This is a genomic window from Chryseobacterium vietnamense (genome assembly GCF_031454475.1).
Taxonomy (GTDB): Bacteria; Bacteroidota; Bacteroidia; order Flavobacteriales; family Weeksellaceae; genus Chryseobacterium; species Chryseobacterium vietnamense.
Map to the genome: position 1 here is coordinate 242,552 of NZ_JAVDQX010000002.1, position 16,122 is coordinate 258,673.

Genomic DNA, 16,122 nt, shown 5'->3' on the forward strand with positions numbered 1-16,122 from the left:
AGACACAGGATGTCAGACTATGGCACTCTAAGAATTTTATAATCCTTGAATTTGGAATGATGATTTCTTCTGAAATCTGAAATCTGAAATCTAAAATCTAAAAAAAATTATGTCAAATAAAAATAAATCAAGTAGATTTAATAAAATAACCATCGGTTTAGCTTCACCGGAGTCTATTTTACAAGACTCAAGAGGGGAGGTTTTAAAGCCGGAAACTATTAACTACAGAACTCACAAGCCTGAAAGAGACGGGCTATTCTGTGAGAAAATCTTTGGTCCTGTAAAGGATTACGAATGTGCTTGTGGTAAATACAAGAGAATTCGTTACAAAGGGATCGTTTGTGACCGTTGTGGAGTAGAAGTTACTGAGAAAAAAGTAAGAAGAGAGAGAATCGGGCACATCAACCTTGTAGTTCCAATTGCGCACATCTGGTATTTCCGTTCATTACCAAACAAAATCGGATACCTTTTAGGAATTCCTTCTAAGAAATTAGACATGATCATCTACTACGAAAGATATGTAGTGATTCAGCAGGGTATTGCTAAAAAATTAGACGGTTCTGATTTTGAAAATATGGAATTTCTTACAGAAGAAGAGTACCTTGATATCATGGAAACTCTTCCTGTAGAAAACCAGTATCTTGATGATTCTGATCCAAACAAATTCATTGCCAGAATGGGTGCTGAAGCTGTAGAAGATCTGTTAAAAAGAATCGATCTTGATGCGTTGTCTTTCGATTTGAGACACAAAGCTCACAACGAAGGTTCAAAACAAAGAAGAACTGAAGCTCTGAAAAGATTGAATGTTGTAGAAGCATTAAGAGGTGCTAATACAAGAATGATCAACAGACCAGAGTGGATGATCATGCGTGTACTTCCTGTTATCCCACCAGAACTAAGACCATTGGTTCCATTGGATGGAGGACGTTTCGCTACTTCTGACTTAAATGACCTTTATAGAAGAGTTATTATCAGAAATAACCGTTTGAAGAGATTATTGGAGATCAAAGCTCCTGAAGTAATCTTGAGAAACGAGAAGCGTATGCTTCAGGAATCAGTAGATTCATTATTCGATAACACAAGAAAATCTTCTGCAGTAAAATCTGAATCAAACAGACCATTGAAATCACTTTCTGATTCATTGAAAGGGAAGCAAGGTCGTTTCCGTCAGAACCTACTAGGGAAAAGGGTTGACTACTCTGCGCGTTCGGTAATTGTTGTAGGTCCAAACTTACAGCTTCACGAATGTGGTATTCCTAAAGATATGGCAGCTGAACTTTACAAACCGTTCATCATTAGAAAACTAATTGAAAGAGGTATTGTAAAAACAGTAAAATCTGCGAAGAGAATTATCGACAGAAAAGAACCGGTAGTTTATGATATCCTTGAAAACGTGATGAAAGGTCACCCTGTTCTGTTGAACAGAGCACCTACGCTTCACAGACTGGGTATTCAGGCTTTCCAACCTAAGATGATCGAAGGTAAGGCAATCCAGCTACACCCGTTGGTAACTACGGCCTTCAACGCCGATTTCGATGGTGACCAGATGGCAGTACACTTGCCGTTAGGACCAGAAGCAATCCTTGAAGCTCAGTTATTGATGTTAGGTTCTCAGAACATCTTGAACCCTGCAAACGGTTCTCCTATTACAGTACCATCTCAGGACATGGTTCTTGGTCTTTATTTCATGACTAAAGAATTAAGCTCTACTGAGACCATGAAAGTAAAAGGAGAAGGTCTTGCATTCTACTCTCCTGAAGAAGCAGAAATTGCTTATGCTGAAGGAAGAGTATCTTTAAATGCTAAAGTAAGATGTAGACTTCCTATCAAAGAAGATGGAGAAATCGTTACAAGACTGATCGAAACTTCTGTAGGTAGAATCCTATTCAACCAGATTGTACCTAAGCAGGTAGGATATATCAATGAACTTCTGACTAAGAAATCATTGAGAAACGTTATCGGTAAGATCCTTGCTGATACAGATTTCCCTACCACTGTGAAGTTCCTTGATGCAATGAAAGACCTAGGGTATTCAAACGCATTCAAAGGAGGTCTTTCTTTCTCATTAGGGGATATCGTAGTTCCTGTTGAGAAAAAACAGATGATTGCACAATCAATCGAAACTGTAGACGAAATTAGAGCTAACTATAACATGGGTCTAATTACCGATACAGAACGTTATAACCAGGTAATCGACGTTTGGACAAATACCAACGCAGGATTAACTGAAATGATCATGAGCAGAATGAAAACTGACCAAGGTGGTTTCAACTCTGTATATATGATGCTTGACTCTGGAGCGAGGGGTTCTAAAGAACAGATCCGTCAGTTATCAGGGATGAGAGGTTTGATGGCAAAACCGCAGAAAGCCGGTTCTACCGGAGCGGAGATCATCGAAAACCCGATCCTTGCCAACTTTAAGGAAGGTCTTTCGATTCTAGAGTACTTTATCTCTACCCACGGTGCCCGTAAGGGTCTTGCGGATACCGCTCTTAAGACAGCCGATGCCGGTTACTTAACGAGAAGATTGGTAGACGTTGCACAGGATGTTATCGTTACAGAGGACGACTGTGGAACATTGAGAGGTACAGAAGTTACTGCACTTAAGAAAAATGACGAGATCGTTGAAAGAATCTCTGAAAGAATCTTAGGTAGAGTATCCCTTCATAATATTTACGATCCTGAAACTGACGAGCTTATTGCAAGTGCAGATCAGGTGATCATTGAATCTTTGGCGAAGAGAATCGAAGAAGCAGGATTAGAAGCTGTGGAGGTTCGTTCACCATTAACTTGTGAAGCTAAGAAAGGTATCTGTGCGAAATGTTACGGTAGAAACTTGGCAACAGGTAAAGTGATCCACATGGGTGAAGCGGTAGGTGTAATTGCAGCACAGTCAATTGGGGAACCAGGTACTCAGCTTACGTTGAGAACCTTCCACCAAGGGGGTACTGCAGGTAACGTATCAGAAAACCCATCTATCGTTGCAAGAAGAGATGGTATCGTAGAAATGGATGAAGTAAGAACAATTACTTCTGAAGATGAAAACGGTAATACAGCTGAGGTTGTAGTGTCTCGTTCAACAGAATTCAGATTAGTTGCTGATAATGAGTCCAGAACTCCATTAATGGTGGCTAACGTACCTTACGGATCTATCTTATCTGTGAAACCAGGTGATAAAGTGAAGAAAGGAGATACAATCTGTAGATGGGATCCGTATAACGCAGTTATCATTGCTGAAACTTCAGGTAAGGTAGAATACGAGGATATCATCCAGGGTATTTCATTCCAACTTGAAATTGACGAACAAACAGGATTCGAAGAGAAAGTAATCTCTGAATCTAGAAATAAGAAAGCCGTACCTACCTTAAAAGTAGTAGACTCTAAGGGAGTTGAGCAAAAAGCTTACAACTTACCGGTAGGAGCCCACTTAATGGTTAACGATGGTGAAAAAATTAAGGCTGGTAAAGTTTTAATCAAGATCCCAAGAAAATCTGCAAAAGCAGGGGATATCACCGGAGGTCTTCCGAGAGTTACCGAATTATTCGAAGCAAGAAACCCTTCAAACCCAGCAGTCGTTACTGAAATCGACGGGGTAGTTTCTTACGGAAAAATTAAAAGAGGTAACCGTGAACTTATTGTTGAGGCTAAAACTGGAGAAAGAAAAATTTACTTAGTAAAACTTTCTAACCAGATTCTTGTTCAGGAGAATGACTTCGTAAGAGCTGGTTCTCCACTTTCTGACGGTTCTATCACACCGGAAGATATCTTAAGAATCAAAGGTCCAACAGCTGTTCAGGAATACTTAGTAAACGAAATTCAGGAAGTTTACCGTCTACAGGGGGTAAAAATCGACGACAAGCACTTCGAAATTATCGTAAGACAGATGATGACGAAAGTATCTATCGTAGATGGAGGTGATACTCAATTCCTTGAAGGAGCTCTTGAGCACAAGTTTGATTTCTTAGAAGAAAACAACAGAGTATTCGGTCTTAAAGTAGTAGTAGATGCTGGGGATTCTAAAGAATTCAAACCAGGTCAGATGATTACTGCAAGAGAATTAAGAGACGAAAACTCTAAGTTGAAGCGTGAAGATTTAGCATTGGTAGAAGTAAGAGAAGCTCTTCCTGCTACTGCAACTCCTGTACTGCAAGGTATTACAAGAGCTGCCCTTCAGACTAAGTCATTCATGTCTGCAGCATCATTCCAGGAAACAACTAAAGTTCTTAACGAAGCAGCAGTTGCTGGTAAGATAGACGATCTTAACGGTCTTAAAGAAAATGTAATTGTAGGTCACAGAATCCCTGCAGGTACAGGTCTGAAAGAGTATCAGAACGTTATTGTTGGTTCTAAGAAAGAATTCGAAGACCTTAACTAAAATTAATGATTTGAAATTTGGGATTTGAAATTATTTTTATATTTTCACAATCTCAAATTTCGAATTTTAAAAACATAATTTATAACAATGGACAACAATCAAAATCCACAAGACGGAAACATCAACATCGAATTAAACGAAATGGTAGCTGCTGGTATCTATGCTAACCTAGCTTTAGTAAACCACTCTCCATCTGAATTTGTAGTAGACTTTATTCAGTTGATGCCAGGTGTTCAGCAAGCTAAAGTAAGATCAAGAGTAATTCTTGCTCCACTTCACGCTAAAAGAGTATTAAACGCTCTTCAACAGAACATCGCTAACTACGAGCAGCAGTTCGGAGAAATCAAAGAAGTTGAGCCTTTCGTATTAGGAGGAAACAACGTTCAAGCGTAAGATTTCTTTTATAATCATATAATTGCCCCGGATTTATCCGGGGCTTTTTGTTTTTTAATTAAAAAAAACAATCTTTTAATTAAAAAATAAAAAAGCGCACAAATAGGTATTTGATATTATTTTGTTGTTTTTGTTTTTGAATCAATAATATTTGTTGATTTGTTTTGAATTTATGATATTTATTTAAGTATATTCGTAAAAAAAACAAATGAAACTGAAAATCTACCCTGTTGCGGCGGTATTGCTTTGCACTTATATGAATGCACAGCATAATACGCTCAAAAACAATCAAAAACATTTACAGAAATTATATGCCCAATATGACAGAAACCTTAAACAGCTGCATAAAGCTGCTAAGGCAACTGGAATACCCCCTAATGAGTATTATGAAGAAGATTACAAGAGAACAATGGATCCTGTCACAGGGAGAACCAATTTTGAAGGCCTTGTAAAGGTAAATGAGGATATTATCGCAGGGAAATATAAAGCTGCACAACCGATGTCTTTTATTTCCAGTCATAATAGCTCTGCTAGCCGTAAAATTGTGAATGAGCCGTGGATTGAAAGAGGTCCTTATGACGTAGGGGGAAGAACACGGGCCATTATGTATGACCCTAATGATCCTACCGGCAAAAGAGTATTTGCCGGCGGAATTTCCGGTGGGCTTTGGGTTAACCAGGGTCCTTCCGTAATTACCAATGAATGGCAGCCTCTCAGTACATTCTGGGCCAATACTTCGGTTTCATGTATTACTTATGACCCAAATAATCCACAGGTATTTTATGTTGGTACAGGGGAAACTGAAACAGGTGATGCTAAAGGATCCGGAATATGGAAATCAACGGATGGAGGTGCAACCTGGATACAGATATTTACAATACCAGTAACCTATTCGAATGGAATAGGAAATGGAAATTTTTATATTAATGATGTTAAAGTAAGAAATAACAACGGAGTCTCAGAAGTATATGCAGGGGTAAGTGGGACATATGTAGCCACTCCTTCTTTTAATGCCGGATGGCAGGGATTAAATCAGGCTGGTTTATACAAATCTACTGATGGAGGGGCTACATTTACCAAAAATACCAATTTACTGGCTTTAGATACAACAACAAATACAACCAGTACAACAGGATATTCTATTCAGCAAATAGAAATTGGCACAGATAATTCTGTTTGGGTTTCTACCAGAACTGCAAGATTTTCTAATATAGATTCGGGAGGCAGGATTTTTAAATCTGCAGACGGAAATACTTTTAATCAGGTATATAATGTAGGAAATGCAGGAGCAAGAGTCAATTTTTGTCTTTCTAAAACAGACCCTAATAAAATCTATGCTTTTATGCAGGGAAGCTCCACAACTACAGAACCAATACGAATTGCACGTTCTGCGGACGGAGGGGTAACATGGCAGGCTACCAATAATGCAGCTCCCGTTTTGACATTGCCTGCGGCTACAGATACCAGTATTCCTGCTAATGATTTCACCAGAGGGCAATCTTTTTATGATCTTGTGATCGCAGCAGATCCTCAAGATGACAATACAGTGTATATTGGAGGTGTTGATCTGTATAAATCTACTAATGGAGGAGGTACATGGAGCCAGATTTCAAAATGGTCCGATAATAACAATATGGCCAGTCTGCAGGTTTCTACAGTTCATGCTGACCAACATGCAATAGTATTCAACCCCTTTAATAATTATGCCAGTAAGGAGATGATGTTTGGAAATGACGGAGGAGTTTACTTTGTCCCTGATAAAACGAATATAGGAACAGCGGGAGCATTTTCGGCAAGAAATACCAGGTATAATGTAACACAGTTCTACACAGCAATGCTTAATCCTACAAAAACTCCGGTAGATGAAGAATTATTGGCCGGGGCTCAGGATAATGGTTCATGGTGGCTTTATGGTGTGCCACAATCCAATAACTTTCTTTCCAAGTTTGCTGGTACAGGGGGAGATGGTATGTATACAGAGTATGATGATCTTGATACTTATGAAATTTCGAGCTATACTAATAACAATCATTATTTATTGGCTAGCAATGTGTATAATCTTATAGCTGGTACCAATGCAAACTTAGGGCATTTTACAAATGAAATTGCATTAGATAGGATCAATGATGTCTTTTATTCTTATCGTTCCGGGCTTACACTTTTCAGAACAAGCGGACTTTCTGCAACAGCTACATCATTCACTAATAACGTGGTTACTGTAGGAACAGCACAGTCTGGAGAGCAGATTTCATGGATGAAAGTATCTCCTTATACAACTGCTTCCACCACTCTTTTTGTAGGAACCAACCTGGGAAGAATCTTTAAAGTAGCAAATGCCAACACCACAGCATACGCAGCCACCCTGCTGACATCACCCATAGCAGGTACTGTTTCTGATATAGAATTTGGCGCGAATGAGAATGAAATAATCATTACTTTTTCTAACTATAACCTCACCAGTGTTTTCTATTCTACAGATGGAGGAACAACCTGGCAGAATAAAGAAGGAAACCTTCCTGATATGCCAGTAAGAACAGTTTTAAGAAATCCAGACAATCCAAATGAAGTCATAATAGGAACAGAAATGGGAGTTTGGGGAACTACCAATTTCCTGGCAACAACTCCTGAATGGTCTTCTGTAACAGGGAATATCGGAAATATAAGAATTACTAATCTGGATTACAGACCCACTACCAAAACAGTATTAGTTTCCACTTATGGCAGAGGAGCATGGACCACTCAAAATACATTGCCTGCTTTGTCAACAGCTGAAACCAAATCTAAAAGAGATCTGAACATTATATATCCGAACCCTTCAAAAGGAATTTCCCATTTGAGATTTGATACTGCCAAATACAGCAGTGTGGATATAAGCATCGTGGATGGCTCGGGCAGATTGGTGTACAGTAAGAAAAATGTGAAGTCTGATGAAGAATTCGGACAAAATCTTGTCCCTGGAAATTATATTTTGAAAGCGGAGTCTAAAGGTGAAATCGTATATAGTGGTAACTTCCTGGTGCTGGGACGTACCGGAGGTGATAATGATTAAAAATGAATAATCAATTGTATGTAATAGTATTTTGGATGCTGGCTTCCTGTGGGATGCCGGTATCCTCTTTATATCAGGATAAGACACTATCTGTGATCTCTGCTGAAAAATCAGAGTGGATGGGAGGAAGAGCAGGAGTACGAGGAGTGGTATATACTGTTAAACTGAAAAATAAAAATAATAGTGTCATCACCGTAAAAAAATTTAGAGTGGAAGGAAATACCATTCCATTTGTTCAAAATATCATAGGCAACACAATAGTAATAAGAGGAAATCTTCCTTACAAAAATGATGAAAATACAAAGACAGCAGATCAAATGACGGCTGGAGCACCTCTGGAAAACTCTGTTCCGCAAAAATTAAATCCAAAAGACAATTGGATAGAATATACTGCCCAGGGATCGAAGGTCTTGTATAAAATAAATATTTCAAAATTTACGGAAACTGAATCTTCCGGAGAATTCATCCCTTAAATATTTTCATTTGTACAAAAAACTGTTTTTTATTCTTCTATGTTTTACGGTCATCATATTGTGTAATAATATGATTTATTCCGGCATGGTTTGTCTGAAGAAAGAGTTTTATAGAAAAACGCAACGCAATATTGCGAGAAATAAATTCAAGGATTCAGAAACCGTATGCTTTTCAGAAGCAGATATTGCAGGTGTCCGGTGGAAAGAAAAGAATGAGTTTATTCTTAACGGATATTCTTATGATATCATCCAAACACGGATTATTAATGGTGAAAAAAAGATTTTCTGTTACAGAGATAAAAAAGATATCATCATCAATTCTCTTGTTGACTTTTCAGAAAAGCTGGCTGTACGAAATATCGATATACACAAGCATTTTGATTTCCCTTTGCATTGTAAAATTGGATATAAAATTTCTCTTTTTTTAGCAGTTATTTCTCGTAAAGAATATTCTGTTTCTGACAATTTAGATTTCAGAACATACCCGGGCTACCATTTTCCATCAGTAAATATATCCTATATATCCATTAATCCTCCGCCTCCTGAAATGTATGATACATCAAACAGGTATGAATATTATAGTAATGGTAACACAAATTTTGAACAATGAATAAATATATATGCATGGCAGCTTTGTTAGGTTGTACTATTGCGCATGCACAGCAGAATCAGGAAGGATCAATAGATGAAATTAATATCCTTGGCAGAAAAAAAATTAAACAGGAACGTGCAGAATTTAAGAGACACGGCCAATCTGTAGAAACCCTTTCTGAAGAAGACCTTAACAGAAATAATCCTGCAGCAATCGATCAGACCTTATCTACAATGCCAGGGCTTCAGGTAGATAAACGGACGAATTTTGGAGGTCAGAGACTGGTATTGAGAGGGTACGGGAATGATCAGAAATTTAATAACTGGGGAGTAAAAGCTTACTGGAATAATATGCCTTTAACCAACGCTGAAGGGATTACGGTTCTGGATGATGTCGACTTTGCATATGTAACTAATGTTGAGGTGATCAAAGGGCCTGCCGCAACAATGTATGGCGGAGGAGTAGGTGGAGCAGTTCGTTTCTATACCCGTCCGGATTTTACAAAAGGAGCATCTGTTTCAGAAAATGCGATGTTCGGCGCGTTTAAAACCTTTCAGTCAAGAACACAGGTGAATGTTGCGGATGATAATTATTCAGTAAGTGCTGCATATGGGCATCTTGAAACAGATGGATACAGACCTAATGGAGGAGGACTGAAAAATTTTTTCAATGTAAATGGTACGGTGAAAGTAAGCAAAAAGGATCAGTTAAGTTTCTTTGCAAGTCAGGCTTACTCTTACGAACACACTTCAGGACAAATTTCATACGATGATTACTATGCAGGAATCGATAATGGAAATGCGGCTTATATCAGAAAAAATGCAGGAACAAAAATAAAATCAACAAGAATGGGATTGAGTAATACTGTAAGTCTTACTTCTAATTTAAGAAACTATACAACCCTGTTTTATTACAATGCCAATACGGAAAGTGTTTCAGCAGGGGCATATGGAATTACAAGTTCCCCGAGTGTAGGGCTGCGTTCAACTTTTACATTAAAGAACGAGTTTAAAGATTTTGAAAACCGTTTAGATTTCGGAGCAGAGATACAGAATTCTGTTTCCACTACTTCGAGTTACAGGTTTACAGGTTCAGAAACGGAACCTTTGCAGACAACAGGCATGAATGGTGCCTCATATTTTAAATATAATAATGACCAGTCCACCTATTTTGTAATCGATTATCTTACCTATAAGCCGTGGGGACTTACATTTCTGGCAGGAATAAGTGGTAACAGAACCAATTATGATAGGAAGGATCTGTATGCCTTACCAGATTTAGTCCCCGGACACAAAGATCAGTCATTTAATAAAAAGTATGACCTGGCCTGTACTCCTCACTTTGCATTACAGAAAGAATGGAAACATCAGATCTTTAATCTAAGCTATAGCGAAGGATATAATTCCCCTACCGCAGCTTCTTCATTTATTACAGCTACAAATGCCACGAATGATGATTTAAAACCTGAGCGTGCCAAAATGTTTGATTTCAGTGTACACGGACTTTTACTGAATACAAAATTGGATTACCGGATTTCAACATTCAGAATAGACTATTCCGATAAACTTACACAGCTGCTTTTGCCAGGTAATACAAGTGGACAAACGTACTGGGCTAATACCGGAAGTCAGAAAAATACAGGACTTGAGTTTAGCGTAGGATATCAGTACAGAGCAGAGAACTCATTTATTGAGAGAATTGTTCCTTTTTTCAACCTTTCTTATTATGATGCGAAGTACAAAGACTTTACAACAATTGTAGGAGGGAAAAAGAATACTTATGATCACAAAACAGTAGTAGGAGTTCCACGGAACAAATATACCGTAGGATTGGATATCTTTACCAAGCCGGGATTTTATCTTGTGAATACCTATAATTATCTTGGAAATGTATATTCAGACTTTAACAATACAAATCTGGTAAAAGGTTTCGGATTGCTTAATTCAAAATTAGGATTTAAAAAGTCTTTCAATAAACTGGATCTGGACCTGTATGTGATGGGTAATAATCTTACAAGCCAGACGAATTATACATTTTTATTCTTAGGAAATAATATCAATGATTCAGACAAAGGAAGTAATTACACGGTTCCTACAGATCTTAATCCAGGACCAGGAAAAGCGTATTTCTTTTACGGATTCAATGCAAAATACAGATTTTAGATTTGTAAATATCTTTTTTAAAGTAAAATAAAAATGCCACAGTTCATTACTGTGGCTTTTTTATATCAAATCATAGGAATCAATGAAATTTATATTTGAATTTTGTAATTGTTAATTTTCTTTAATAAAATAAAAATATGTAGTAAGCGTATATCATTTTTATATCTTTGTTTAAGAAAAAGTAGAAAATATAAGATATGATTGATAATTCGTTTGCTGTAAGTAAGTTTGGCTTTTTGGGTGCTGATTTTTTATCAGAGCTCGAAAAGCATGCTGTGGCTGTTGATATAAAATCAAAAACTGAAATCATAAGAGAAGGGCAGAAAAATAAATTTGTTCCTTTCCTGATAAAAGGCTCTATCAAGGTATTTACCCTGAATGATGGAAGAGAATTGATCTACTATTATATCAAACCGAAAGATAGCTGTCTCATGACCTTTTCATCTATTCTGACAGATTATATCAGCAGGGTGTATGCTATTGCGGAAGAAGATTCGGAAGCGATTCTTATTCCGGTTTCTATCATGCATGAATGGCTTATCAGGTTTCCGGAAATCAACAAGCTGTTTTACCATGAATATGACCGTAGATTCTCCGAAGTAATGAATATGGTGAACGATGCAGTATTTCATAGGTTGGATAAGAGAGTTCTGAACTATATCAAACAACAGATTTCATCCTCAGGAAAGAATCCTATTAAGATCACCCATCGTGAAATTGCCAATAGTTTAGGAACTTCAAGAGAAGTGGTAAGCAGAGTTTTGAAAAAAATTGAAAGCGAGGGAGAAATCATGCAGACTAAAGAAGGAATAAAAGTTCCTGTAAATGAAAATGTTAGAACTGTCTAATTTCAATTGTTTGAAAAGTTTATTTCTATCATTGATAAAAACAATTTGGCTGGTGACTTTTATCACCTGTTTTTGAATTGAGAACTCAATAAGTTTGTTATATCATAATTTAATTCAAATTGTATATGACGAAAACTCTCTTATTTTTGTCAGTATTTTCTTCAGGTCTTGTCTTTGCACAGGAAGATCTGCTGAAAGATATTGACACGGTGAAAACCAACACAGAAACTTCACAACCCGCTTTTAAAGCCCTTCAGATTGTAACAGGACAATCTACAAAACTCGCTGCAAAAAAAGAATGGTACATCATTGTTGCCCATAGATTTGGAGATATAAGCGCAGGATTTAAAGACTTTTTCGGTCTGGACCATGCTTCCACCAAGTTAGGCGTTATCTATGGTATTTCAGATGCTGTATCTGTAAGCCTTTCCAGGGAAACGAATATGAAAACCTTTGAAGGAGCAGTGAAATACAGACTGGTAAAACAAAGTGAAAATTTCCCGGTGGATATTGTGGGATACAATGTAATGGGAGCCAATACTGAACTGGATAAAGATACCTATCCACACCTTACATTCAGTGACAGGCTTTCTTATCTTACACAGGCCTTGATTTCAAGAAGGTTCAGTGATAAGCTTTCAGTACAGCTTACGCCTTCCTTTGTTCATAAAAACCTTTACGAACCTACCATTGAAAATAAAAACCAGTTTCTGGCAGGATTGGGAGGACGCTACAAGATCTCAAAAAGAGTTTCTCTGAATGCAGAATACTTTGTGAATTTTGATGATCACAGTTTTTATAAAAACCCTTTATCATTGGGCGTAGATATAGAAACAGGAGGACACGTGTTCCAGCTTTTACTAACGAACTCCCAGATAAATTCAGATATCGGATATCTTACCAATGCTACAGGAGCATGGGGAAAGGGACATATTTTCTTTGGGTTTAATCTTTATAGAGTTTTTTAATATGAAAAAGCTAACATCCTTATTGATAGTGTCGTCAGCAATCATACTGACGGCTTGTGACAGCAGAACGTATGAAGAGATTTCTGATAACACACCCATCACTGCACCCGTAAAATATACCACAGAGGTAAAACCAATTGTGGACAACAGCTGCATAGGCTGTCATTCTGCAGGAAGTTTTAAACCGCTGGTTACCTATGATCAGGTAAAAAATAATATAGATGGAATTCTGGACCGCATCCAAAGACCTAATGGTGACCCCGGGAAAATGCCCCAGGGAGGATCTTTGTCTGCAGCTCAGATCAATATTTTCATCAAATGGAAAGCTGACGGATTAAATGAAAATTAAAAAAATTGATATGAAAAAACTAGCATTATTAAGCGTACTACTTCTTTCTGCAGGTTACGCTTCAGCACAGAAATATAGCTCTAAAACAGGAAAAGTGACTTTTGAAGCTTCAGTTCCTCTGTTTGATGATATTTTCGCTCAGGATGACAATAATGTTGTCATTCTCAATGCAGATAACGGTGAAATGGCATCAGTCTCAAATGTTAAAAACTTTCATTTTAAAACCAAACTGATGGAAGAGCATTTCAATGAAAGCTACGCTGAATCTGCAAAATATCCGAAAACCACTTTCAAAGGGAAAATTGTCAATTTTGATAAATCAAAGCTTACTGCAAGTCCTCAGAAATATACGGTTCAGGGAACACTGAACTTTCATGGAGTAGACAAAGCCGTTACCTCTGCTGCTACTTTATATGCCAAAGATGGTAAAATCTATATGCAGGGAGGTTTTGTAGCAAGACCTGTGGATTACAAAGTGACTATTCCCAAAATGGTTACCAAGAAAGTGGCTGAAAATGTCAATATTGAATACAACTATGTAATGGTAAAACAATGAGACATTTCATCTTATTATTAGGACTGTTCCTGGGCTCAGTATTATCTGCTCAGGAAAAAGCAAAATCAATATTTGATATTGCCAGAAGCGGCACAGTTCCCGAAGTACAGGAACTGATGAAACAAAATCCGGATGTGATTAATCAGATCAACGAAAACGGATTTTCACCCCTTATTTTAGCTTGTTACAGAGGGAATACAGCTGTTGCTGATTTTCTGATCGACAATGTAAAAGATGTTAACTACAAAAGTCGTGAGGGGACAGCACTGGCAGGTCTTGCGATAAAATACAACAAAGATCTGGTAGAACATCTGCTAAAGAAAAAAGCAGACCCCGATATTGCAGATTCTACAGGCTATACACCCTTATTCTGGGCTGTAAAAGCTGGAAATAAGGACCTGGTGGAACAGCTGCTTAAATACAAAGCAGATAAAACGAAGAAAGATTCAATGGGAATGACCCCTTTCGAATATGCATTACAAACCAACAACAAGGAAATTATTAATCTTTTAAAAAATTGATATGAAAAAAACTTTACTAGCACTTAGTTTAGCTCTTGCTAATTTGGCATGGGCACAGTTTTCGTCAGGAACGGTGAACTTACCGGCAACTTCCATGACGGTGAAGTTAGATACGACTCCTTCAGGAGTAACGATTACGGTAACCGGTGACAGCAACTCTATGATGGGAATAGGTTTTGGAACGGTAGGAATGGCTCCGGGATCAGATGGTTTTATTTATAATTCATCGGCTAACAGAGATTACACCTTTATAGGAATGACAACGCCTAATGCAGATGCAGCTCAGGACTGGACAGAAACATCCAATACCGTATCTGGATCTACAAGAACTGTAGTGGCAACAAGGTCACTTACAGGTGGAACAGGAGATTTTGCCATTGCCAATGCTGCGGGAACCATCAATATTTTCTATTCCCGTAAAAGCGGAGGAACTTCTTTAGGATATCATGATGCAGGAAGAGGATATGCAACATTAACGATGACGGCAGCTACTTTATCTACCAATGAAATTGCAGCCAATAGCAAGAAGGTAAATCTATACCCTAATCCGGCCAAATCAACAGTTAATTTCAAAAACGCTGATAAAATAAAATCCGTTGATATCTTCGAAGCATCAGGCCGAAAAGTACTGTCAGTAAAACCGGACGGAGAAAGCATCAATGTTGAAAACCTGAGATCGGGAAGCTATTATCTTGAAATCCAGCTTAAAGATGGAAGTACATCTTATGAAAAACTAATTAAAGAATAATTTTTCAGAAAAACACACCTAAATATTTTTTAAAACAGATACCTCTGATCTTTCAGGGGTATCATTTTTTCTTAAAGTCCCAATTTCAGGGAGTTTGCTTTAAAATTCATATATTTGTGTAGATCCTGATTCTTAACAAAAGGAGTTTTCCTGACCTTACAATTTTTACAACCCATGGAATTTAAAACTTTAGCTGATATCACAATAGATGAACTTTTATCCGTGTTCAATCATTCATTTTCTGATTATGTTGTTCCTTTTCACTTAACGAAAGAGGTGCTTGTTTCAAAAATTGCTGCAGAAAAATTAGATCTGAGTTTGTCTGCTGGAGCGTTTGAAGAGGGAAAACTGGTAGGATTTATTCTTCAGTCTGAAAAAATTGAAAATGGAGAAAAGATAATCTACAACGGAGGAACAGGAGTCATTCCGGAAAGCAGAGGTAGAGGATTGGTGAGAAAAATGTATGATTTTATTATTCCTGTTTTAAAAGAAAGAAATGCCAATACATTACTGCTTGAAGTGATTGAAGGAAACCAGCCTGCCATCAGGGCATATGAAAACTTAGGCTTTAGTATTGTCCGAAGGCTGCTTTGTTTTAACGGCAGCATTAAGCAGGGAAAAGAAAATGCTGAGGTTGCTATTAAGGATTTAAAAGGCTTTCAATGGGAAAAATTACGTTCTTTCTGGGATATCGAACCTTCCTGGCAGGGATCTGTTTTTGTATTGGAACCTATGCCTGAGAATTATGTGACCTTGGGTGCTTATATTGAAGAGAAGCTTGTGGGGTATATTGTCTATGGTCCTACATCGAAAAAAATATACCAGTTTGCTGTAGACAAAAGTTACAGAAATCAGGGAGTAGGGACGATGCTTTTTAATGCCATTTCGAAAAAAAATGGAGGGCAGACTATAGCATTGAACAATGTAGATGATTCTTCGGAAAGCACCAGTAAATTTCTTAGTGAAAAAACAGGGCTGAATAACTGGCTGTCACAGTTTGAAATGAAGAGACCTGTTTAATGAGTTTTAATTTTGATCCAAAAAAAATAATAGGTTTTAATATACTTTTAATCTCCTAAACTTTTCAG

At 37.5% G+C, this 16,122-nt stretch carries 13 protein-coding genes; all 13 read left to right on the forward strand.

The features are described 5' to 3' along the window. The first annotated feature begins 109 nt into the window (after positions 1-109). The gene (gene rpoC / locus J2786_RS10375; protein ID WP_047435388.1) at positions 110-4,375 is read left to right on the forward strand and encodes a DNA-directed RNA polymerase subunit beta'; all 4,266 of its coding nucleotides are present in this window, start codon (positions 110-112) and stop codon (positions 4,373-4,375) included. Positions 4,376-4,462: 87 nt separating this feature from the next. After that, positions 4,463-4,768, forward strand: a complete 306-nt coding sequence (locus J2786_RS10380; protein WP_002976436.1) for a DUF3467 domain-containing protein — start codon at positions 4,463-4,465, stop codon at positions 4,766-4,768. Between the two features lie 208 nt (positions 4,769-4,976). Beyond that, a complete protein-coding gene (locus J2786_RS10385; protein ID WP_310025073.1) occupies positions 4,977-7,817 on the forward strand; it encodes a T9SS type A sorting domain-containing protein in 2,841 nt (946 codons plus the stop codon). Between the two features lie 2 nt (positions 7,818-7,819). Continuing rightward, positions 7,820-8,290, forward strand: a complete 471-nt coding sequence (locus J2786_RS10390) for a hypothetical protein (RefSeq protein ID WP_156121598.1) — start codon at positions 7,820-7,822, stop codon at positions 8,288-8,290. Positions 8,291-8,360: 70 nt separating this feature from the next. Next, positions 8,361-8,900 (forward strand): hypothetical protein, encoded by a 540-nt coding sequence (locus J2786_RS10395; protein ID WP_047435382.1) that lies wholly within the window; start codon positions 8,361-8,363, stop codon positions 8,898-8,900. After that, positions 8,897-11,044, forward strand: a complete 2,148-nt coding sequence (locus J2786_RS10400; protein ID WP_047435379.1) for a TonB-dependent receptor — start codon at positions 8,897-8,899, stop codon at positions 11,042-11,044. The genes J2786_RS10395 and J2786_RS10400 overlap by 4 nt, the downstream gene beginning before the upstream one ends. Before the next feature lie 197 nt (positions 11,045-11,241). After that, positions 11,242-11,892: a Crp/Fnr family transcriptional regulator gene (locus J2786_RS10405; RefSeq protein WP_047435376.1), complete on the forward strand. Its 651-nt coding sequence runs from the start codon at positions 11,242-11,244 to the stop codon at positions 11,890-11,892. 125 nt (positions 11,893-12,017) lie between these two features. Next, entirely contained in the window at positions 12,018-12,860 is an 843-nt protein-coding gene (locus J2786_RS10410) for a DUF5777 family beta-barrel protein (protein WP_047435373.1), read from the forward strand. Position 12,861: 1 nt separating this feature from the next. Next, entirely contained in the window at positions 12,862-13,209 is a 348-nt protein-coding gene (locus tag J2786_RS10415; protein ID WP_047435370.1) for a hypothetical protein, read from the forward strand. 10 nt (positions 13,210-13,219) lie between these two features. Further along, positions 13,220-13,765 (forward strand): YceI family protein, encoded by a 546-nt coding sequence (locus J2786_RS10420; RefSeq protein WP_047435913.1) that lies wholly within the window; start codon positions 13,220-13,222, stop codon positions 13,763-13,765. Continuing rightward, positions 13,762-14,286 carry an ankyrin repeat domain-containing protein gene (locus J2786_RS10425; protein WP_047435367.1) on the forward strand — a complete coding sequence of 175 codons (525 nt, stop codon included), beginning with the start codon at positions 13,762-13,764 and terminating at the stop codon, positions 14,284-14,286. Before J2786_RS10420 ends, J2786_RS10425 begins: the two co-directional genes overlap by 4 nt. A 1-nt stretch (position 14,287) precedes the next feature. Next, positions 14,288-15,034 (forward strand): DOMON domain-containing protein, encoded by a 747-nt coding sequence (locus tag J2786_RS10430; RefSeq protein WP_047435364.1) that lies wholly within the window; start codon positions 14,288-14,290, stop codon positions 15,032-15,034. A gap of 174 nt (positions 15,035-15,208) precedes the next feature. Next, positions 15,209-16,054 carry a GNAT family N-acetyltransferase gene (locus J2786_RS10435; protein WP_047435362.1) on the forward strand — a complete coding sequence of 282 codons (846 nt, stop codon included), beginning with the start codon at positions 15,209-15,211 and terminating at the stop codon, positions 16,052-16,054. The last annotated feature ends 68 nt before the right edge of the window (positions 16,055-16,122 follow it).